Origin of the sequence: Kaistia terrae, from assembly GCF_026344005.1 — a bacterium.
GTDB lineage: Bacteria > Pseudomonadota > Alphaproteobacteria > Rhizobiales > Kaistiaceae > Kaistia > Kaistia terrae.
This window is the reverse complement of the sequence record NZ_JAPKNH010000002.1, coordinates 271,606-290,505: the sequence shown is the minus strand read 5'-3', so window position 1 is coordinate 290,505 and position 18,900 is coordinate 271,606. Positions and strand designations below refer to the sequence as shown.

Genomic DNA, 18,900 nt, shown 5'->3' with positions numbered 1-18,900 from the left:
ATCCCGGATCCGAGGCTCGAACAGAAGACGAAGCGGCTCCGGCCGGGCCGGAGCCTCGCGTTGATCCTAGCTCTGCGGAGCGTAGGCGATGGCTTCGATCTCGACCTTGATGTCGATCATCAGCCGGGCCTCGACGGTGGTGCGGGCCGGCGGCTCGGTCGGGAAGAAGGTGGCGTAGGTCTTGTTGAAGCCGCCGAAGTCGCGCGCGTCGGTGATGATGACGAAGGTCTTCACGACCTGGTCCATCGTGCAACCGGCCAGAGCCAGGGCTGCCTTGACGTTCTCGAGCGTCTGCTTCGTCTGCGCCTCGATGCCGCCGGCCACGACCGTGCCGGTGGAATCGGTCGGCACCTGGCCGGAGATGTAGACGAAATCACCCGCGCGCACGGCCGGCGAAAGCGGCACGTGCGAGGCGCCGTAGACGATCTTCAACTTGCTCATGAACAAGACCCTTCTGCATGGTGGAACGCCCGCCGGGCGGCGATGGCAATCGCTGTGTAGCGGCGCCGACGCTATCGGAGTTCGCCTGCATTATCGACAGGAAAGCGGCAAAAACGGGCGTTTCGCCGATTGCATTCGCCGTCGATCCAGCCGAGCCTTGCTGGCAACGGAGGAACGATGATGTTCGGTCTGGACGACAAGCATGTGGTGATCACCGGGGCGGGCGGCGGCATTGGTCGCGCGCTGGTCGCGACTTTCCTGGCCGCTGGCGCGCGCGTCACGGCCTGTGACCGAGACCCGGATCTGCTGGCGCAGCTTTCCGGCGTCGAGACCTCCGTTTTCGAGCTCACCGACGCCGACGCGACGGCCGACGCGATCGCTGCGATCGTGGCGCGAAGCGGCGCTCCAGACGCCCTCGTCGGCAATGCCGGATACACCCGCGCTGAAACCATGCCGTCGGTCGACCGCAAGGTTTGGGACAGCGAGCTGGCGATCAATTTGACCGGGACCTACAACCTCGTCACCCCTGCCCTCTCCTCGATGATCGCCGCCGGCGGCGGCTCGATCGTGCTGATCGCCTCGGTCAATGCCCTGGCGCATTACGGCAACCCCGCCTATTCGGCCGCCAAGGCCGGTCTCGTCGCCTATATGAAGGCGATCGCCGTCGAGCATGGCCGCGACGGCGTCCGCGCCAATTGCATCTGCCCCGGCTCGGTGCGCACGCCCGCCTGGGACCATCGACTCGCCAAGGACCCCGGCCTGCTCGCCGAGGTAGCACAGCATTATCCGCTCGGCCGTCTCGTCACGCCGGAAGAGGTCGCCAACACGGTTGCCTTCCTGGCGTCCCCGCTCGCAGGCGGCGTCACCGGCACGGTCATTCCCGTCGATGCCGGGCTGACAGCCGGCAATCTCCGCTTCGTCCGCGACATCATCGGCGGCTGATCGAACGCTGCTGCCACACCCCTTTGCGGATTGAACGGATCGGCTATTCTGGACGCCCAACGACCCGCGCGCGCCAAAACTCCGCCCCGGCGCATTTGCGCCAATCGACTTCCGCAACGCTGCCGCTCGCCGGCCGGCGACCAGGCGAGGACACCATGCCGAGACACATCGATACGCTGCAAACCCCGTGCGTCCTGGTCGATCTCGACCGCGCCAACGCCAATCTCCAGCGCGCGCAGGATTATGCCGACGCGCATGGGGTTCGCCTGCGTCCGCATATCAAGACCCACAAGCTGCCGTTCTTCGCAAAGCGCCAGCTCGAACTCGGCGCGATCGGCATCACCTGCCAGAAGCTCGGCGAAGCCGAGGTCATGGCGGATGCGGGCATCGAGGACATCTTCCTGCCCTACAATCTGATCGCTCCGGAAAAGCTCTACCGCCTGAAGGAGCTGGCCAAGCGCGTGACGCTGGCCGTCACGGCCGACAGCGCCTTCGTCGTCAACGGCTATGCAGCGACCTTTGCGGATTCCCCCGACGCGCCCCTCAGTGTCCTGGTCGAATGCGACACCGGCGCAGGCCGCTGTGGCGTACAGACCCCGGACGACGCCGTCGCCCTGGCACGCATCATCGCGTCAAAGCCCGGCCTGGTCTTCGGCGGCTTGATGACCTACCCGCCGGCCGGCGATGCCGCCGCTGCGCGAAAGTGGCTGGAAGAGGCTGCCGAAAAGCTCGCGGCCGCTGGCCTGCCGGCCAGGACGATTTCGACCGGCGGCACGCCCGACATCTGGCGCGCACATGAGACGACCGTCGCCACGGAATACCGCCCCGGCACCTACATCTATCTCGACCGCTCGCTGGTCGCGCGCGGCGTCGGCAACGTGGAGGATTGCGCCCTGACCGTTCTCGTCACGGTCGTCAGCCGCCCGACCGCGGACCGGGCCATCATCGACGCCGGCTCGAAGGCGCTCACCAGCGACCTGCTCGGCATGACGGGCTTCGGACTGGTGCTCGGCTATCCGGATGCGGTGATCTACGGCATCAGCGAAGAGCACGGCAACATCGACTTCTCCGCCTCGGCAAGGAAGCCAAAGGTCGGCGATCGGCTGCGCATCCTGCCAAACCACGCCTGCCCGGTTTCGAACCTGTTCGACCGGGTGAACCTGATCTCGGGCGACCATGTCGTCGAGACGATCGCGGTTGCCGCGCGCGGCCGGGTCGACTGAACAGCCCCGAGCTAGTCACAGAACCATCGCCCCGACGCCTGCCGGGGCGAACTCCGCTCAGCCGAGCCTCACTCGCCTTCCGCTTCGTAGGCGCGCAGGCGGTCGGTCTCGGCCGTCATGCGCCGGCGCAGGTCGACGAGGAAGGAGAGGTTGTGGTGAATTTCTTCGATCCGGCGGTCGCCTCGCACGAGAACCCGCTCCGCATCGGCAAGAATCGCGGCATCCCGGGCATTGTCGTCAGATTCGCCCTCGATCATGTCGCCATAGAGGAAGGCGGCACGCGCGCGCGCATCCTCGATACGGGCCGTCAGACCGAGCAACTCCTGTTCAACATCACTGATCACTTTGGAAATCGAATTCTGGACTAGGGTCAGGCGTTCGACATCGCTGCGAACATCTCGTTCCTTGGAGCGAAATCGAGGAAACAGCACTGATTTTCTCCGGTCGCGTTCGAGGCTAAGGGCCCAACCTCGAATCGGCAGTCACAATAATGCCGCATCCCTTTCCGATGGGCGAGTACGAAACGACCGATTCGGTCGTATCCGCAGCCAGCGGGGGAATGTTGCCCAATCCCGAATGCTGCAATAATCCGAAGGCGGACGCATTCACCACGGCGCCCTCCACCGTGAATTCCGGACCGATCTCTCCGGACTGCGCCGACAGACGAAAGCAAAGAAACATGACTCGCATTACTGGCCTTCGCGTCTTCGATCTTCGTTTCCCGACCTCGCAATCGCTCGACGGTTCGGACGCGATGAATCCCGACCCGGACTATTCGGCCGCCTATGTCATCCTCGATACCGACAACCCGGAACTCTCCGGCCATGGCCTGACCTTCACCATCGGTCGCGGCAACGAGATCTGCTGCGCTGCCATCCGCGCACTCGACCATCTGGTGATCGGCCTCGAACTCGACTGGATCAAGGAAGATCCCGGCCGCTTCTGGCGCCACATCACCGGCGACAGCCAGCTGCGCTGGATCGGTCCGGACAAGGGCGCCATTCATCTCGCCACCGGCGCGGTCGTCAACGCGGCCTGGGATCTCTGGGCCAAGGAAGCCAAGAAGCCTGTCTGGCAGCTCGTCGCCGACATGACGCCGGAAGAACTCGTTAGGATTGTCGACTTCCGCTACCTGACCGACGGCATCACGCCGAGCGAAGCCCTCGCCATCCTGAAGCAGGCGGAGATCGGCAAGGCCGAGCGGATCGCCAATCTGAAGAGCGAAGGCTATCCCTGCTACACCACCTCGGCCGGCTGGCTGGGCTATAGCGACGAGAAGCTGCGCCGCCTTTGCCAGGAAGCCGTCGACCAGGGCTTCAACCACATCAAGATGAAGGTTGGCCGCGATCTCGAGGACGATATCCGCCGGCTGAAGGCGGCCCGCGAGGTGATGGGTCCCGACCGCTTCCTGATGATCGACGCCAACCAGGTCTGGGAAGTCGACGCGGCGATCGATTGGGTCAAGCAACTCGCCTTCGCCAAGCCCTACTTCATCGAGGAGCCGACCAGCCCCGACGATGTCGAGGGTCATCGCAAGATCCGCGAGGGCATCGCGCCGATCAAGGTCGCGACCGGCGAAATGTGCCAGAACCGCATCATGTTCAAGCAGTTCATCATGCGCAACGCCATCGACATCGTGCAGATCGATGCCTGCCGCATCGGTGGCCTGAACGAAGTGTTGGCAGTTCTTCTGCTGGCCGCCAAGTATGGCAAGCCGGTTTGGCCGCATGCCGGCGGCGTTGGTCTGTGCGAATACGTCCAGCACCTGTCGATGATCGACTATCTCTGCGTCTCCGGCACCAAGGAAGGCCGCGTGATCGAGTATGTCGACCATCTGCATGAGCACTTCATCGAGCCGTGCGACATCCAGAACGCGGCCTACATGCCGCCGAAGATGCCGGGCTTCTCGATCGAGATGAAGGCGGAATCGATCGCTGACCACACCTTCGCCGGCTAAGGCGAAGTCACGAAAAGGCGTTGGCGCTTTCCAGCAAGAGCCAACGCCTGAACAAAGCACTGGATATCCTGACCGCTTCCAGTAGAACCGGTCAGGACGTCGACCATGCCTTCGCGTGCCGAGAACAGAACGTGCCGAACCGGGAAATGGTGACAGGGCGATGCTGCGGGCCTTTCTCATTGCGCTGACAGGCCTTTTGCTGGCCCTTGGCCATGTCGCGACGGCTTCGTCCCAGGAGAGTACGCCGGCACCCCGCGAACTCGTCATCGGCACCAAGCAGGCGGCGCCCTTCGCCATCAAGGGCACGGACGGCGTCTGGACCGGTATCAGCATCGATCTCTGGCAACGCATCGCCGAGAAGCTCAACCTCAAATACCGGCTGGTTGAGGAACCGAACGTCGAAGGGCTGATCGAAGGCACGGCCGCCGGCCGATACGATGCGGCGGTCGCAGCCCTCACCATTACCGGCCCCCGCGCCGAAATCATCGATTTCAGCCAGCCCTTCTATCGCACAGGGCTTGGCATCGCCGTATCGCTGAGCGCTCCAGCGCGCTGGAGCGCGATCGTCAACACCATGATGTCCTTCGGCTTTTTACAGGCCGTCGGCGCTCTGGTCGGGCTCGCCCTGCTGGTGGGGCTGATGATCTGGTTCTTCGAACGGCGGCGCAACGAGCACTTTGGCGGCGGCGCGCGCGGCATCGGCGCCTCGATCTGGTGGTCAGCCGAAGCGATGACGCAGGCCAGCACCGGCGTCCGCTCGCCGATCACGTTTGCCGGACGGACGCTCGCCATCCTCTGGATGGCGGTTTCGATCATCGCCATCGCCGTCTTCACCGCCGGCGTCACCTCGGCGCTGACGACACGTGCGCTGCAGGGCGCGGTCAACAATGCCAACGATCTCGCCTCGGTCCGCGTCGGTGCCGTCGCCGGTTCGGCAACGATCGACTACCTTACCGATCAGCGGATCAAGTATCGCGGCTTCCCAACGCCGCCGGACGGGCTCAAGGCATTGAGGGCGGGCGAGATCGACGCCTTTGTCTATGACAAGCCGCTGCTCGCCTGGTTCGTCCTGCAGGACTACTCGTCGTCGATGGAAGTCCTGGACATCGTTTTCGATCCGCAGAATTACGGCATCGCCCTGCCGCTCGGCAGCCCGCTGCGCAAGGATATCGACGTCGTCTTGCTCGACACCGTCCATAGCGACTGGTGGAAGCAGACGCTGTTCCGCTATCTGGGCGAACGCTGACGATTAGCCAAAAGCGGGGACGCCACAATGCCGCCCGAAGATCCGATCCATACGTTGCGCGAAATCTGTCTCGCCCTACCCGAAGCGACGGAGCAGGAGACGTGGGGCGACCCCACTTTTCGCGTCAACGGCAAGATCTTCGCCATGGAGAAGCGTGGCGATGGTCGGGACTCGGTTTGGATCAAGGCGCCGGAAGGCAGCCAGTCGATCCTCGTGGGCGCCGATCCCGAGCGCTTCTTCGTGCCGCCCTATGTAGGGCCCAAGGGTTGGGTCGGCATTCGCCTCGACGGCGATCCCGATTGGGACGAGGTCGCGGACCTCGTGCGTCGGAGCTATCGCCTGATTGCGCCGAAGCGCCTGGCCAGCCGGATCACCTGAACCCCACCTTGTTCGGGGCACGCCATGACAAGTGGTCCCTTGCCATGCAGCGCGGTGGCCGGACGAGGCGCACAGGAGCGGGAGGCCCCCTTTGCGCTCGCCAGCGCTTCACCGTGATCAGCGTTTCACTGTGACCAGCGCCTGACGCTGATCAAGAGTCGCGGTCAGCCCTTGGCGTGACCGGTGTCTTCCATCATGTGCTCGACGGCCATGATGGCATTCTCGAGATCCGAGATCTTGCGAAGCGCGCCGTCGGTCGGGAGCCCGCCAGCATCGACGGCCTGCGTGATCAGCTTCTGCTGCGCTTCGACCAGACGAGCCCGCATCGTCGCGAGTTTCTTGTTCATTCAATGGTTTCCTTCGTTCCTGCCTACTTATGGCAGGTTTGCTTGAGGCGTCGACACGAAAATCGATAATCTCGGGACACGGTGCAATCGCCCAGCTTTTTGTGGATGAGGGGGGACGATTTAGAATGGGTCCATACCATCGCTTGACCGAATCTCGAAGGAGGTCGATTCTTAAGGCTGTTCTTCTCGACAGGGTGGTCGGATTATGTCGCGACGAATTTTTCTCACAACAGCTTTGGATCGTCTAGTCGATGAGGGTCAGATTGGCCCCCGTTCCGCTGCGCACAAGATCATCCGGATGGTCATCGAAAATGGCGTGACCATCCTCGATGACGATCAGCGCCGGATCTACGACAAGGAATTGATCCCCAAGATCGAAAAAATCCAGACCCGTAGCCAGCTCGTCGTTCTCCACTGATCCGAACGGACCGAGTCCTGTACGGTCGGCTTTTCGAGTCCCAAGGTTAACGGATCGTTGACAAGCGGCCCTGCGCGTCGACGGTTGGGTATCATGCTCCCGCCTGCCCGAACCACGCTCGTAATGCGCGGTTTGCTAGCGCAGCACGCAACTGCGCTGGGCCACCACCCGTCAAAGGCAGTTGGGTCGGGGCGAACGCCACAACGCTCGCCCCATTCCCGTCAGTCGGCTGCGAAGCAATAGAACAGCCCTGCGCCGCCCGTGCTTTGAAGGGCCGCGGGATTACAGCCGCCGCGTGACAGATGCGATGAATTCCAGGACTTCATCGGCGCGCTGTCATTGAGGCCAACGCGGTCATGATGACCGAGCATGGCCGCGCCCTCCGTGCCGCCCTTTGTCCAGTTGCCGCAGGTCTTGTCGTCCCCTGCGGGGAATGCCGTTCCGTCCGGTTGGCTGCCGGTCAGGATGTCATGCGTGTTCGGTGTGTCACCGCGCCCCTTGACCGGATCGCCTGTCTCGGTCAGCGCCGTTTCCTTGTTCAGATTGTTGCTGGCGCCGTGCAGGTCCGCAACGTCCTTGGCGATGACGACACCTTTGGCGTTCTGCCACGGCCCCTTGCCGATGCGGTCGCGCGCGTTGACCGCCGGCTTGCCGTCGGCCTCCTGGGTCGAGAGATAGGCGCGCCAGGTCTTGGAGCCAGCGCCGACCTTGCCGGCGAGCGTCTGGCAGATCGCATCCGCTCCGGCCAGCCCGCCAAGATCGGCCCCTTTGCCGGCACCGGCGCTCGTGATGAAGAAGGTCATGCTGCTGGCGTCTTGCGCCTTGGCTGTCCCAGCCAGGGCCAATAGCGCCATCGATGCCGCAAGCGCCAGGGATGCGTGTCTCATGTCGTCCTCCTCTCGACCGTTTCTCTTGCTGCAACGCACGGATGTGCAACTCGTTGCGATATAGGCTGGCGGACGCACGCGTCGAGTGCATTCCGCATCGCGGCGGGCATGCGCCGGCGGTCTTCCGGCCACTTCTGAGCCATTGTAGAGCCGGGTGTCTCGATGTCACTCGCAACTGGAAACGACAGCCGCTTCGTGCCACGCTCGAACATCGATCGGGGTTCCCCATGCGCCGTTTCTCGCTGAAGTCGCTGATCTCGGAAGCCTTCAACGCCCATCAGGGCTGGGAGCGGCAATGGCGCACTCCCGAGCCCAAGGCCGCCTATGACGCGGTCATCGTCGGCGGCGGCGGCCATGGCCTCGCCACCGCCTATTACCTCGCCAAAGAACACGGCATCACCAACATTGCGGTGATCGAAAAGGGCTGGCTTGGCGGCGGCAATACCGGCCGCAACACGACGATCATCCGCTCCAACTATCTCTATGAGGAGAGCGAGGCGATCTACGAGCATGCGATGAAGCTCTGGGCCGGGCTGTCGCAGGAGCTCAACTACAACGTCATGTATTCGCAGCGCGGCGTGCTGATGTTGGCGCATAACAGCCACGACGTGCAGAGCTTCAAGCGCCATGTCTACGCCAACAGGCTGGCCGGCATCGACAATGAATGGCTGACGCCGGACGAGGCGAAGGAGTTCTGCCCGCCGCTCAACATCTCGCCCGACCTGCGCTATCCGATCGTCGGCGCCGCCCTGCAACGGCGCGGCGGCGTGGCGCGGCATGATGCGGTCGCCTGGGGTTTTGCACGCGGCGCCGATGCTATGGGCGTCGACATCCTGCAGAATTGCGAGGTCACCGGCTTCCGCCGCGATGCCGGCGGCGCGATCGAAGGCGTCGAAACGTCCAAGGGTTACATCGCCACCAGGCGCGTCGGCGTCGTCGCCGCCGGGCATACCAGCGTGGTGATGGCGCGCGCCGGGCTGCGCATGCCGCTCGAAAGCTTCCCGTTGCAGGCGCTGGTGTCCGAGCCGGTCAAGCCGGTCTTCCCCTGCGTGGTGATGTCGAACGCCGTTCACGCCTATATCTCGCAATCCGACAAGGGCGAGTTGGTGATCGGCGCCGGCACCGACCAGTACATCTCCTACAGCCAGCAGGGCGGCCTGCATGTGCCGATCCATACGCTGGACGCGATCTGCGAACTGTTCCCGCAATTCTCGCGGATGCGGATGCTCAGGAGCTGGGGCGGCATCGTCGACGTGACGCCCGACCGTTCGCCGATCATCGGCAAGACGCCGATCCCCGGCCTCTACGTCAATTGCGGCTGGGGCACCGGCGGCTTCAAGGCGACGCCCGGCTCCGGCAACGTCTTCGCCTGGACTATCGCCAAGGGCGAGCCGCATCCGATCAACGCCCCCTTCACCCTCGATCGCTTCCGCACCGGACGGCTGATCGACGAAGCGGCCGCCGCCGCCGTCGCGCATTGAGCAGGATGCAGGCTTTGAAACATCAGCGCCATTCTTCACCTCTCCCTGAGGGAGAGGTCGACGCCCAGGGGGCGGCGGGTGAGGGTTTACGGTCTCACCGGAGAATTCCCTAAACCCTCACCCGGCTCTTCGAGCCGACCTCTCCCTCAGGGAGAGGTGAAGCGTCAGTTCTCACCCTCAAGAGGGGCCCGAAGATGCTGCTCATTCCCTGCCCCTATTGCGGCGACCGGCCGGAAATCGAATTTCGCGGCGGCGGCGAGGCGCATATCGCCCGTCCAAGCGATCCCCAGACAATCGACGATCAGGCCTGGGCCGAATTCCTGTTCTACCGGACTAATCCGAAGGGCCTGATGGCCGAGCGCTGGAACCATGCACATGGCTGCCAGCGCTGGTTCAATGCGCTGCGCGATACGGTGAGCGACCGCATCCTGGAGAGCTACAAGATGGGCGAAAAGCCGATCGGCGGGGGGCGCGCCTGATGGCCGGCCGCAACCGCTTGCCCAAGGGGGGCCGCGTCGACCGGTCGAAGCCGGTCTCGATCGTCTTCAATGGCAGGACGCTCGCGGGCTTTGCCGGCGATACCGTCGCCTCGCTGCTGATCGCGCATGACATCCATTTCGTCGGCCGCTCGTTCAAATATCACCGGCCGCGCGGCTTCCTGAGCCACGGCTCCGATGAACCGAACGCGCTGCTTTCGGTCGATCGCGGTCCCGGCAAGATCGATCCGAACAACCGCGCCACGGTAGCGGAAGCCCGCGACGGGCTCGTCACCCACTCGCAGAACCATTGGCCCTCGCTCGAATTCGACATCGGCGCGATCAACGATGTGCTGTCGCCCGTCTTCGTCGCCGGCTTCTACTACAAGACCTTCATGTGGCCGCGCCGGTTCTGGGACAGCGTTTATGAACCGAAGATCCGGGCCGCCGCCGGCCTCGGCCGGGCGCCCGACGCGCCGGATGCCGACCGCTACGCCAACCGCCATGCGCATTGCGACGTGCTGGTGGTCGGTGCCGGCCCGGCCGGCCTCGCCGCGGCGCTCGCGGGCTCGGAAACGGGCAAGCGCGTCTTCCTCGCCGACGAACAGGCCGAGATGGGCGGAACGCTGCTGCACGACCTCACCTCCGCCATCGACGGGAAACCGGCGCAGGCATGGGTGGCGGAAGCGCTCGCCGAATTGCGGTCGCGCGGCAACGTCACGCTGCTGCCGCGCAGCACGGCCTTCGGCTATTACAACCACAACCACATCGCGCTTGCCGAGCGCCTCACCGACCACCTCGACAATGCCCCCGCGCATTTGCCGCGTGAAAGGCTGTGGCAGGTCCGCGCCGGCGAGGTCGTGCTGGCGACCGGCGCGCATGAACGGCCGCTGGTTTTCGCCGACAATGACCGCCCCGGCATCCTGCTGGCGGAAAGTGTGCGCGTATTCGTCAATCGCTATGCCGTCGCCCCCGGCCGCAAGGTCGTCTTTGTCACCAATGGTGCCTCGGCCTATGCGGCGGCGCTCGACGCAGCCGCCGCCGGTATCGACGTGACGCTGGTCGATGTCCGTCCCGAAGGCGATTGCGGACCGGAGCTGGCCGCGTTGCGGGCAAAGGGCGCCACGGTCCTGACCGGCCACACCGTCCTTGCCGCGGCGGGGACCAGGCGCGTCACCGGCCTCGCCGTCGCGCCTTTGTCCCCGGCAGGGAAGATCGGTACGCGGAAAACGCTCGCCGCCGATTGCGTCGGCATGTCGGGCGGCTGGACTCCATCGGTGCATCTGTTCTCGCAATCGCGCGGCAAGCTGCGCTTCGACCCGGCGCTGGATGCCTTCGTGCCGGATCAAGCGGTCCAGGCCCAGCGTTCGGCTGGGGCTGCCAACGGCCGCTACGATCTCGGCGAGATCCTCTCCGAAGGCTTTGCCGCCGGCAGCGCCGCAGCGGGAGGCGACGCCAGCCGCGCCTTCACGGCGACGCCGACGCCCACCGGCTTCTCTCCGGTTCGCGTGCTGCCGACCGACGCCGACCCGGCTCGCGTCAAAGCGTTCATCGATTTCCAGAACGACGTCACAGCGAAGGATATCCACCTCGCCGTCCGCGAAGGTTTCGAATCCGTCGAGCACGTCAAACGCTACACCACCACCGGCATGGCGACGGACCAGGGCAAGAGCTCGAACATGAACGCGCTCGGCCTCGTCGCCGGCATTCTGGAAAAGCCCCTGCCCGCGGTCGGCACGACGACGTTCCGCCCGCCCTATACCCCGGTCACCTTCGGCACTCTGATCGGCCCATCGCGCGGCCCCCTGTTCGACCCCGCGCGAAAGACGCCGGTCCATGGCTGGGCCGAAGAACAGGGCGCGCGCTTCGAGGATGTCGGGCTGTGGAAACGGGCCTGGTATTTTCCGCGCGGCGACGAAGACCTGCATGAGGCGGTGGCGCGCGAATGCGCGGCGGTGCGCCAGCATGTCGGCATCTTCGACGCCACCACGCTCGGCAAGATCGAGATTGTCGGTCCCGACGCCGCGGAGTTCATGAACCGCATCTATGTCAATGGCTGGCTGAAGCTCGAACCCGGCCGCTGCCGCTACGGGCTGATGCTGAAAGAGGATGGCTACATCCTCGATGACGGCGTCGTCGCACGGCTGGCAGTCGACCGTTTCCACGTCACCACCACGACCGGCGGCGCGCCGCGCGTGCTCGCCCATATGGAGGACTACCTCCAGACCGAATGGCCGGAACTGAACGTCTTCCTGACCTCGACCACCGAGCAATTCGCCGTCATCGCCGTGCAGGGGCCGAAGGCGCGCGAGCTGATCGCGCCGCTCGTCACCGGCATCGACCTTGCCAATGACGCCTTCCCGCATATGGCGGTGCGAACAGGCTTCATCTGTGGCGTGCCGACAAGGCTGTTCCGCGTCTCCTTCACCGGCGAACTGGGCTTCGAAATCAATGTGCCGGCCGATTATGGCCGCGCCGTCTGGGAAGCGATTTTCGCACGCGGCGGCGCGTTTGGGCTGACGCCCTATGGCACCGAGACGATGCACGTTCTGCGCGCCGAGCGCGGCTTCGTCATCATCGGCCAGGAAACCGACGGCACCGTCACGCCGGACGATCTCGGACTGGGTGGCATGATCGCCAGGGCCAAGCCGGATTTCGTCGGCAAGCGCTCGCTGGCACGGCCGGATCTGGAGGCACCCGGCCGCAAGCAGCTGGTCGGCATCCTGACCGACGACCCGACGCTGGTCCTTGATGAGGGCGCGCAGATCGTCGCCGACCGCGACCAGCCGATCCCGATCCATGCGCTTGGCCATGTCACGTCGAGCTACTGGAGCCCGGCCTGCGACCGTTCGATCGCGCTGGCGCTGGTCGAGGGAGGCCGCGAGCGCATCGGCAGCGAGATCTTCGTGACGACACCGAGCAGCTTCACCAAGGCGACGGTAACCGCGCCGGCGTTCTTCGATGCAGCGGGAGAACGCGTCCATGCTTGAGACCGTCAACAGGGTCACCCGCGCCACTGCGCTTGCCGCGACCGCCTCGGCAGGAACACCGGAGATCGCGCCATTGCCGGACGCCGCCCGTTTCGCGCTACGGCTCAGACCGGCGCTCGCTTCCGAGATGGGCGCTGTGGCCGGGTTTCCGCTCGATCTTGCCATCAACAGCGCCTCGTCCGGACCGCGCCGGTCGATCCGGCTCGGCCCGGACGAATGGCTGCTGATCGGGGACGCGGCAGAGGCCGAGGCGATCGCTGCCGAGATCGCACAGGCGTTCGGCGAGCGATTCCATGCGCTGGTCGAGATCAGTCATCGCAATGTCGGCATCGCGGTACGCGGCGCCCACGCTGCCGATGTGCTCAACGCCGGCTGCCCGCTGGATCTGGCAGCGGCGGCGTTCCCGACCGGCTTCGCAACCCGCACCCTGCTCGGCAAGGCGGAAATCGTGCTGATCCGCGAGGATGACGCGCCGACATACCGGGTCGAATGCTGGCGTTCCTTCGCCCCCTATGTGCACGGCTTCCTGCTGGAAGCGGCGCGGGATTTCGACGGAGCGCAGACCTAATAGGGCGCGTCGATAGATCCGAGATTGACGTAGACGCTCTTCAACTGGGTGTAGTGATCCAGCGCCGCCTTCGAGTTTTCGCGGCCGAGGCCGGATTGCTTGGTGCCGCCGAAGGGAAGCTCGATCGGCGTGACGTTGTAGTGGTTGATCCAGCAGGTTCCGGCCTGAAGCCGGGCGATGACACGATGCCCACGCGCCAGATCGCGCGTGAAAACCCCGGCAGCGAGGCCGAACAGCGTATCGTTAGCCCGCGCAACCCCTTCGTCCTCGTCCGCAAACGAGAGTACGGCCATGACCGGGCCAAATATTTCCTCGCGCACGATCACCATGTCGTCGGAACAGCCGTCAAAAATCGTCGGCGCGACGAAGGCGCCCTTTGCCAAGGCGCCATCGACGACGCGGTGACCGCCAGTCAGGAGCTTCGCCCCCTCCGTCTTGCCGCGCTCGATATAGCCGAGCACCTTTTGCAGATGCGCTTCCGAGATCAGCGCACCCATCTGGGTTTTCGGGTCGAGCGGATTGCCGACAACCATGCGGTTGGTCCGAGCGACGAGCTTTTCGAGAAACGCTTCGCGAACGCTCTCCTGCACGAAGACACGCGTGCCGTTCGAACAGACCTGACCGGCGGAATAGAAATTGGCGAGCAGCGCGCCGGACACCGCATCATCGAGATTGGCATCTTCGAAGATGAGTAGCGGCGACTTGCCACCAAGTTCCAGCGTCACCGGCTTCAATGTCTCCGCTGCGTCCGCCATGACCTTTCGCCCGGTACCGACTTCGCCGGTCAACGAGATCTTGGCGATATCAGGATGGCGCGTCAGCAGACGCCCCGTCTCGGCAAAGCCCTGCACGACGTTGAAGACACCGTCCGGGACACCGGCCTCCGTCATGATCTCCGCCAGCTTGATCGCCGTCAGCGGCGTCAGTTCGGCCGGCTTGAAAATCATGGCGTTGCCGGCGGCCAGTGCAGGGGCCGCTTTCCAGCAGGCGATTTGCAGCGGATAGTTCCAGGCACCGATGCCGGCAACGACACCAAGCGGTTCGCGCCGGGTATAGCCAAAGGCCTCCGGTCCGAGATCGACATGCTCGCCGGTGATGGCACCCGCCAGCCCCGCGAAATAGTCGATGCAATCCGCACCGGAGACAACATCAACGACGGAGGTTTCCTGGATCGGCTTGCCGGTATCGAGCGTCTCCAGCCGCGCCAGTTCGTCGTTGCGCTCGCGCAGCAGGCTGGCGACGCGCTTCAGGATCTGGCCGCGCTGGCTGCCGGTCATTGCCGCCCAGATCTTTTGGCCGATTTTCGCGCTGGCGACCGCCGCCTCGATTTCCGCCGGACCTGAAATCTCGATCTCGGCCAGTGTTTCGCCCGTCGCCGGATTGATCGAGGGGAAGCTGCGCCCCTCCAAGGCCGGATGGGCACGACCGCCGATATGATTGCGAAGGAGGCCGTTGCGAGCGGTCTGGATGACCGGTTCAAGAGCGGGTGCGCGCGAACGGACGGCTGCCAGTTGCGCATCGACGAAGGCAGTGGCGATGGCGCGCGCTCCGGCGCTTTCCGGCTCGCCTTCCGCCGCCAGCGTCTCGCGCAGCCAGAGCCCGTCGATCACCGCGGCAATCGCGACGGCGATCGATTGCGCCTCCCGCGCCGGCACGATCTGCTTCAAGCCGTGGCGCAGATTGGACAGCATCCGGCGCTGATAGACGTTCTGGACGCGCTTGAAGCGGGCCGAATGAATGACCTGACCCCAAAAGGCGAGCCAGACGCTGGCTGTCCGCCGGTCAAACTCCTCCGGCGCGAGATTGGCGTCGATCACGGCCTGTATGCGCTCGCGCGGCGTCCGCGCCTGTGCGAGCCGCACCGAGACAAGCCTTGAGAGGCGGCCGGCCAAATGGCGCAAAGTGGCCTCAAGCAGCCCTTCCTTGTCGCCGAAATAATGCGCGACCAGACCCGGCGAGACACCCGCCCGACGGCCGATGTCCATCAGCGTGCAGGCGGCGAAACCGACCTCGGCCAATGATTCGATCGTTGCCTCGATCAACTGGCGGCGGCGGACATCCTCAGCTTCGATCCGGGCAGAACTTGTCTCGGCCAATGCATCCCTTTCCGTCTTCGAACGGTCCACCGTCATTTATCGCGATTGAACGCACAATCAAAGCACCGACCACCATCACCCGAACTGACATCGAAATTCGGATTCGAAAGAAAATTTCGTCATTTAAATGGCATAAAACTGCGGAATTATAGAATTGAATGACCATTCAACGAACCAGGCACAACAAATGCGTGCGCCTCGGTTTGACACAAAACAAAGAGTGGTGGACACATCGCCACGGAGACTATCATTCGATCCGTCGCTACGACGCTTCATCGCGTCGCTTGCTGCGCTATGCTTGCCCATCCGGCGGTCGCCTGACGGGGCCGCATGCTGGGAGAAGTAAAGAATGCTGAATTCGGTAATTTCCAAGTCGATGGTTGCCATGACCTGCCTGCTGGCGCTCGCAGGAACGGCTTCGGCGGCAGAACCCGCCGCCTGCAAGACCGTGCGTTTCTCCGATGTCGGCTGGACCGATATCTCGGCGACGACGGGGCTGACCTCGCGCATCCTCACCGGCCTTGGCTATACGCCCAAGCTGCAGGTGCTGTCGGTGCCGGTCACCTACGCCTCGCTGAAGAACAAGGACATCGACGTCTTCCTCGGCAACTGGCTGCCCTCGATGGCCGCCGATTTGAAGCCCTATCAGGATGACGGTTCAGTCGAAGTCGTCGGCGTCAATCTCGAAGGCGCCAAGTATACGCTGGCGGTCCCGAGCTATCTCTTCGACGAAGGCCTGAAGACCTTCGCTGATATCGCCAAGTTCAAGGATAAGCTGGGCGGCAAGCTCTATGGCATCGAGCCCGGCAATGACGGCAATCGGCTGATCCTCGACATGATCAAGGCCGACAAGTTCGGCCTCGGCTCGTTCGAGCTGGTGGAATCGAGCGAACAGGGCATGCTGTCCCAGGTCGACCGCGCCGGACGCAAGAAGGACGCGATCGTCTTCCTCGGCTGGGCGCCACATCCGATGAACGAGAAGTTCCCGATGCAGTATCTCGATGGCGGCGATGACGTGTTCGGCCCGAACTTTGGCGGCGCGACGGTTTCGACCAGCGTTCGCAAGGGCTTCATCGAGGAGTGCCCGAATGTCGGCGCGCTCATCAAGAACATGAAGTTCACCTTGCCGATCGAAGGCCAGGTCATGGCCAGCATCCTTGATGGCGGTTTGGATCCCGACGCGGCGGCGACCGCCTGGCTCAAGGCCAATCCGGCCGCTCTCGACGGCTGGCTTGCCGGCGTCAACACGATCGACGGCCAGCCCGGCCTGCCGGCCGTGAAGGCGAGCCTCGGCCTCTGATCGAGACATGATTTTCTGACGACGCCGGCCCGCCGGCGTCGTCATCGAATGCCAAATGACCGGGCGACGTGTCGTTCGCCCGGACGGCCTTAACGGCCACCGGAGACCTTTTTCGCATGTATAGCTGGCTGACCGAGCACAAGATCCCGTTGGGCGCCTGGATCAAGTCCTTCGTCGACTTCCTGAACCTGCATGCCCAGTGGCTCTTCGACTTCATCTCGCTGGTCCTCGGCTCACTGATCGATGGATTGACCAGCCTCCTGCTGATGACGCCACCGCTGCTGCTGATCGCCATCTTCGGGGCGATCGCCTACGCGCTGCACCGCTCGATCAAGCTCACCGCCTTCACCGTCATTGCCTTCCTGCTGGTGATCAATCTCGGTTACTGGCAGCCAACACTGGAGACACTGTCGCTGGTGATCTGGGCAACGGTCGTCTGCGTCGTCATCGGCGTGCCGATCGGCATCGCCGCTGCGCACCGACCCTGGCTCTATGCCGCCATCCGCCCGATCCTCGACCTGATGCAGACGATCCCGACCTTCGTCTACCTGATCCCGACGTTGGTGCTGTTTGGCCTCGGCGCCGTGCCGGGTCTGATCTCGACCGTGATCTTCGCCCTTCCCGCCCCTATCCGGTTGACCCATCTCGGCATTTCGACGGTCCCGACGCAATTGCAGGAAGCTGGCAAGGCGTTCGGCGCCACGAAGCGGCAGTTGCTCTACAAGGTGGAGCTACCCCATGCGATGCCGACCATCATGGCCGGCGTGACGCAGTGCATCATGCTGTCGCTTTCCATGGTGGTGATAGCCGCCCTCGTCGGCGCCGACGGACTGGGCAAGCCGGTGGTTCGCGCGCTCAATTCCGTCAATATCGGCATGGGCTTCGAGGCAGGGGCCGCCATCGTCCTGCTCGCCATCGTGCTCGACCGGGTCTGCAAGCGGCCCGAACGCAAGACGGCGGGGAAGTGACCATGTCAGCGATCGAGCTTCGCAATGTCGATATCGTCTTCGGCAACCGTCAGAAGGATGCGCTGGCGCTGATGGATCGCCAGGCGACCCGCGAAGAAATTTTGGCGGAAACCGGCGCGATTCTGGGTGCAGCCGGTATCGACCTCCAGGTCGAACGTGGCGAGATCTGCGTTCTGATGGGCCTTTCCGGTTCCGGGAAATCCACGGTTCTGCGCGCGGTCAACGGCCTCAACCCAGTGGCGCGGGGCAGCGTCTTGGTCTCGCATGACGGCGCGGCGGTCGATGTCGCAACCTGTAGCGATGCCACGCTGCGCGAGATCCGCATGCGCACCGTCTCCATGGTGTTCCAGCAATTCGGCCTGCTGCCCTGGCGCTCGGTGCGCGATAATGTCGGTTTCGGCCTGGAAATACGCGGCATTCCGAAGAACGAGCGCAAGCGCATCGTCGACGAGAAGCTGGCCATGGTCGGCCTGACGCAATGGGCCGACAAGCATGTGCATGAGCTTTCTGGAGGAATGCAGCAGCGGGTCGGACTGGCCCGCGCTTTTGCGACCGATGCCGATATCCTCTTGATGGATGAGCCTTTTTCGGCGCTCGATCCACTGATCCGCGACAAGATGCAGGACGAGTTGCTGAGCCTGCAGAGCCGGATCCAGAAGACCATCGTGTTCGTCAGCCATGACCTCGACGAAGCGATGAAGATCGGCAACAAGATCGCCATCATGGAGGGCGGCCGCATCGTCCAGGCCGGCACGGCGGAAGACATATTGCTCCGTCCAGCTACGCCTTATGTCGCCGAATTCGTCAAGCATACCAACCCGTTGAACGTGCTTCGCGGCGGTTCGGTGATGACGCCGGCGTGCTCGGTGCGACGTGACGACGGCACGGTGCTGCTCGATCGTGATGGCCTGGTGCGGATGCGCGTCGATGCGGGCGATTGCCCGATCAGCGTCGATGTGAATGGCCGCGAAGGCAAGCTGGGCCGGGTCAACGGCAATGCGGCCGCTTTCGATACACCCTGCGATATCATCATCGCGCCGGTCGATCTGAAGCTCAATGTGGCCATCGCCCTGAAGCGACAGTCGGACCATCCGATCATCTTCGTCGACCAGGCGGGCCGACTTGCCGGCCTTTGCGGTGATGACGAGATCTATGCCAGTCTGCTCCGTCGCAGCGCGTAAG

At 64.1% G+C, this 18,900-nt stretch carries 17 protein-coding genes and 1 pseudogene; 12 read left to right on the top strand and 6 right to left on the bottom strand.

Annotated elements, in window-relative coordinates; translation table 11 throughout:
- Positions 1-66 precede the first annotated feature (66 nt).
- Positions 67-441 (bottom strand): RidA family protein, encoded by a 375-nt coding sequence (locus OSH12_RS06490; RefSeq protein ID WP_266342710.1) that lies wholly within the window; start codon positions 439-441, stop codon positions 67-69.
- A gap of 180 nt (positions 442-621) precedes the next feature.
- Between OSH12_RS06490 and OSH12_RS06485 the strand changes: the two genes are divergently transcribed.
- Positions 622-1,383 (top strand): SDR family oxidoreductase, encoded by a 762-nt coding sequence (locus OSH12_RS06485; RefSeq protein ID WP_266343337.1) that lies wholly within the window; start codon positions 622-624, stop codon positions 1,381-1,383.
- A 155-nt stretch (positions 1,384-1,538) separates the two neighbouring features.
- On the top strand, positions 1,539-2,606 hold the full coding sequence (locus OSH12_RS06480) for a D-TA family PLP-dependent enzyme (RefSeq protein ID WP_266342709.1): 1,068 nt from the start codon (positions 1,539-1,541) through the stop codon (positions 2,604-2,606).
- 68 nt (positions 2,607-2,674) lie between these two features.
- Here the strand turns inward: OSH12_RS06480 and OSH12_RS06475 are convergent, their stop codons facing one another.
- Positions 2,675-2,950 carry a hypothetical protein gene (locus OSH12_RS06475; RefSeq protein ID WP_266342708.1) on the bottom strand — a complete coding sequence of 92 codons (276 nt, stop codon included), beginning with the start codon at positions 2,948-2,950 and terminating at the stop codon, positions 2,675-2,677.
- A gap of 335 nt (positions 2,951-3,285) precedes the next feature.
- On the opposite strand from OSH12_RS06475, the gene OSH12_RS06470 reads away from it, so the two are divergent.
- The 3 genes from OSH12_RS06470 to OSH12_RS06460 all read left to right on the top strand — a co-directional run bounded on the left by OSH12_RS06470 (position 3,286) and on the right by OSH12_RS06460 (position 6,187).
- The gene (locus OSH12_RS06470) at positions 3,286-4,563 is read left to right on the top strand and encodes an L-fuconate dehydratase (RefSeq protein WP_266342707.1); all 1,278 of its coding nucleotides are present in this window, start codon (positions 3,286-3,288) and stop codon (positions 4,561-4,563) included.
- A gap of 160 nt (positions 4,564-4,723) precedes the next feature.
- The gene (locus OSH12_RS06465; protein ID WP_266342706.1) at positions 4,724-5,809 is read left to right on the top strand and encodes a transporter substrate-binding domain-containing protein; all 1,086 of its coding nucleotides are present in this window, start codon (positions 4,724-4,726) and stop codon (positions 5,807-5,809) included.
- 27 nt (positions 5,810-5,836) lie between these two features.
- Complete coding sequence (locus OSH12_RS06460; protein ID WP_266342705.1) at positions 5,837-6,187, top strand: MmcQ/YjbR family DNA-binding protein; 351 nt, start codon at positions 5,837-5,839, stop codon at positions 6,185-6,187.
- Positions 6,188-6,351: 164 nt separating this feature from the next.
- On the opposite strand, the gene OSH12_RS06455 is transcribed toward OSH12_RS06460, so the two are convergent.
- On the bottom strand, positions 6,352-6,534 hold the full coding sequence (locus tag OSH12_RS06455; protein WP_266342704.1) for a hypothetical protein: 183 nt from the start codon (positions 6,532-6,534) through the stop codon (positions 6,352-6,354).
- A gap of 639 nt (positions 6,535-7,173) precedes the next feature.
- Positions 7,174-7,839 carry a hypothetical protein gene (locus tag OSH12_RS06450; RefSeq protein ID WP_266342703.1) on the bottom strand — a complete coding sequence of 222 codons (666 nt, stop codon included), beginning with the start codon at positions 7,837-7,839 and terminating at the stop codon, positions 7,174-7,176.
- A gap of 227 nt (positions 7,840-8,066) precedes the next feature.
- Between OSH12_RS06450 and OSH12_RS06445 the strand changes: the two genes are divergently transcribed.
- The 4 genes from OSH12_RS06445 to OSH12_RS06430 all read left to right on the top strand — a co-directional run bounded on the left by OSH12_RS06445 (position 8,067) and on the right by OSH12_RS06430 (position 13,354).
- Positions 8,067-9,320 (top strand): sarcosine oxidase subunit beta family protein, encoded by a 1,254-nt coding sequence (locus tag OSH12_RS06445; RefSeq protein WP_266342702.1) that lies wholly within the window; start codon positions 8,067-8,069, stop codon positions 9,318-9,320.
- Between the two features lie 194 nt (positions 9,321-9,514).
- Positions 9,515-9,799 (top strand): sarcosine oxidase subunit delta, encoded by a 285-nt coding sequence (locus OSH12_RS06440; protein ID WP_266342701.1) that lies wholly within the window; start codon positions 9,515-9,517, stop codon positions 9,797-9,799.
- A complete protein-coding gene (locus tag OSH12_RS06435) occupies positions 9,799-12,786 on the top strand; it encodes a sarcosine oxidase subunit alpha family protein (protein ID WP_266342700.1) in 2,988 nt (995 codons plus the stop codon). The genes OSH12_RS06440 and OSH12_RS06435 overlap by 1 nt, the downstream gene beginning before the upstream one ends.
- Entirely contained in the window at positions 12,779-13,354 is a 576-nt protein-coding gene (locus OSH12_RS06430; protein WP_266342699.1) for a sarcosine oxidase subunit gamma, read from the top strand. The genes OSH12_RS06435 and OSH12_RS06430 overlap by 8 nt, the downstream gene beginning before the upstream one ends.
- On the opposite strand, the gene betB is transcribed toward OSH12_RS06430, so the two are convergent.
- Together betB and betI are read right to left on the bottom strand one after the other, a co-directional pair.
- Entirely contained in the window at positions 13,351-14,787 is a 1,437-nt protein-coding gene (betB, locus tag OSH12_RS06425; RefSeq protein WP_266343336.1) for a betaine-aldehyde dehydrogenase, read from the bottom strand. The genes OSH12_RS06430 and betB overlap by 4 nt on opposite strands.
- 81 nt (positions 14,788-14,868) lie before the next feature.
- Positions 14,869-15,486, bottom strand: a pseudogene (betI, locus tag OSH12_RS06420) (choline-binding transcriptional repressor BetI); the annotation flags it as partial.
- Positions 15,487-15,799: 313 nt separating this feature from the next.
- Here betI and OSH12_RS06415 point away from each other — a divergent pair.
- The 3 genes from OSH12_RS06415 (at position 15,800) to choV (ending at position 18,899) form a co-directional block, all read left to right on the top strand.
- Entirely contained in the window at positions 15,800-16,750 is a 951-nt protein-coding gene (locus OSH12_RS06415) for a choline ABC transporter substrate-binding protein (protein ID WP_266342698.1), read from the top strand.
- A gap of 116 nt (positions 16,751-16,866) precedes the next feature.
- Positions 16,867-17,718: a choline ABC transporter permease subunit gene (gene choW, locus OSH12_RS06410; protein WP_266342697.1), complete on the top strand. Its 852-nt coding sequence runs from the start codon at positions 16,867-16,869 to the stop codon at positions 17,716-17,718.
- 2 nt (positions 17,719-17,720) lie between these two features.
- Complete coding sequence (choV, locus tag OSH12_RS06405) at positions 17,721-18,899, top strand: choline ABC transporter ATP-binding protein (protein ID WP_266342696.1); 1,179 nt, start codon at positions 17,721-17,723, stop codon at positions 18,897-18,899.
- Position 18,900: the final 1 nt, after the last annotated feature.

Bases quoted from the DNA above. Each gene is read 5' to 3' on its own strand.
- OSH12_RS06435 (WP_266342700.1), top strand. From the start codon at position 9,799: ATGGCCGGCCGCAACCGCTTGCCCAAGGGGGGCCGCGTCGACCGGTCG.
- OSH12_RS06485 (WP_266343337.1), top strand. From the start codon at position 622: ATGTTCGGTCTGGACGACAAGCATGTGGTGATCACCGGGGCGGGCGGC.
- OSH12_RS06440 (WP_266342701.1), top strand. From the start codon at position 9,515: ATGCTGCTCATTCCCTGCCCCTATTGCGGCGACCGGCCGGAAATCGAA.
- choV (WP_266342696.1), top strand. From the start codon at position 17,721: ATGTCAGCGATCGAGCTTCGCAATGTCGATATCGTCTTCGGCAACCGT.
- OSH12_RS06460 (WP_266342705.1), top strand. From the start codon at position 5,837: ATGCCGCCCGAAGATCCGATCCATACGTTGCGCGAAATCTGTCTCGCC.
- OSH12_RS06450 (WP_266342703.1), bottom strand. From the start codon at position 7,839: ATGAGACACGCATCCCTGGCGCTTGCGGCATCGATGGCGCTATTGGCC.
- OSH12_RS06470 (WP_266342707.1), top strand. From the start codon at position 3,286: ATGACTCGCATTACTGGCCTTCGCGTCTTCGATCTTCGTTTCCCGACC.
- OSH12_RS06490 (WP_266342710.1), bottom strand. From the start codon at position 441: ATGAGCAAGTTGAAGATCGTCTACGGCGCCTCGCACGTGCCGCTTTCG.
- OSH12_RS06430 (WP_266342699.1), top strand. From the start codon at position 12,779: ATGCTTGAGACCGTCAACAGGGTCACCCGCGCCACTGCGCTTGCCGCG.
- OSH12_RS06445 (WP_266342702.1), top strand. From the start codon at position 8,067: ATGCGCCGTTTCTCGCTGAAGTCGCTGATCTCGGAAGCCTTCAACGCC.
- OSH12_RS06465 (WP_266342706.1), top strand. From the start codon at position 4,724: ATGCTGCGGGCCTTTCTCATTGCGCTGACAGGCCTTTTGCTGGCCCTT.
- OSH12_RS06455 (WP_266342704.1), bottom strand. From the start codon at position 6,534: ATGAACAAGAAACTCGCGACGATGCGGGCTCGTCTGGTCGAAGCGCAG.
- choW (WP_266342697.1), top strand. From the start codon at position 16,867: ATGTATAGCTGGCTGACCGAGCACAAGATCCCGTTGGGCGCCTGGATC.
- OSH12_RS06415 (WP_266342698.1), top strand. From the start codon at position 15,800: ATGCTGAATTCGGTAATTTCCAAGTCGATGGTTGCCATGACCTGCCTG.
- OSH12_RS06480 (WP_266342709.1), top strand. From the start codon at position 1,539: ATGCCGAGACACATCGATACGCTGCAAACCCCGTGCGTCCTGGTCGAT.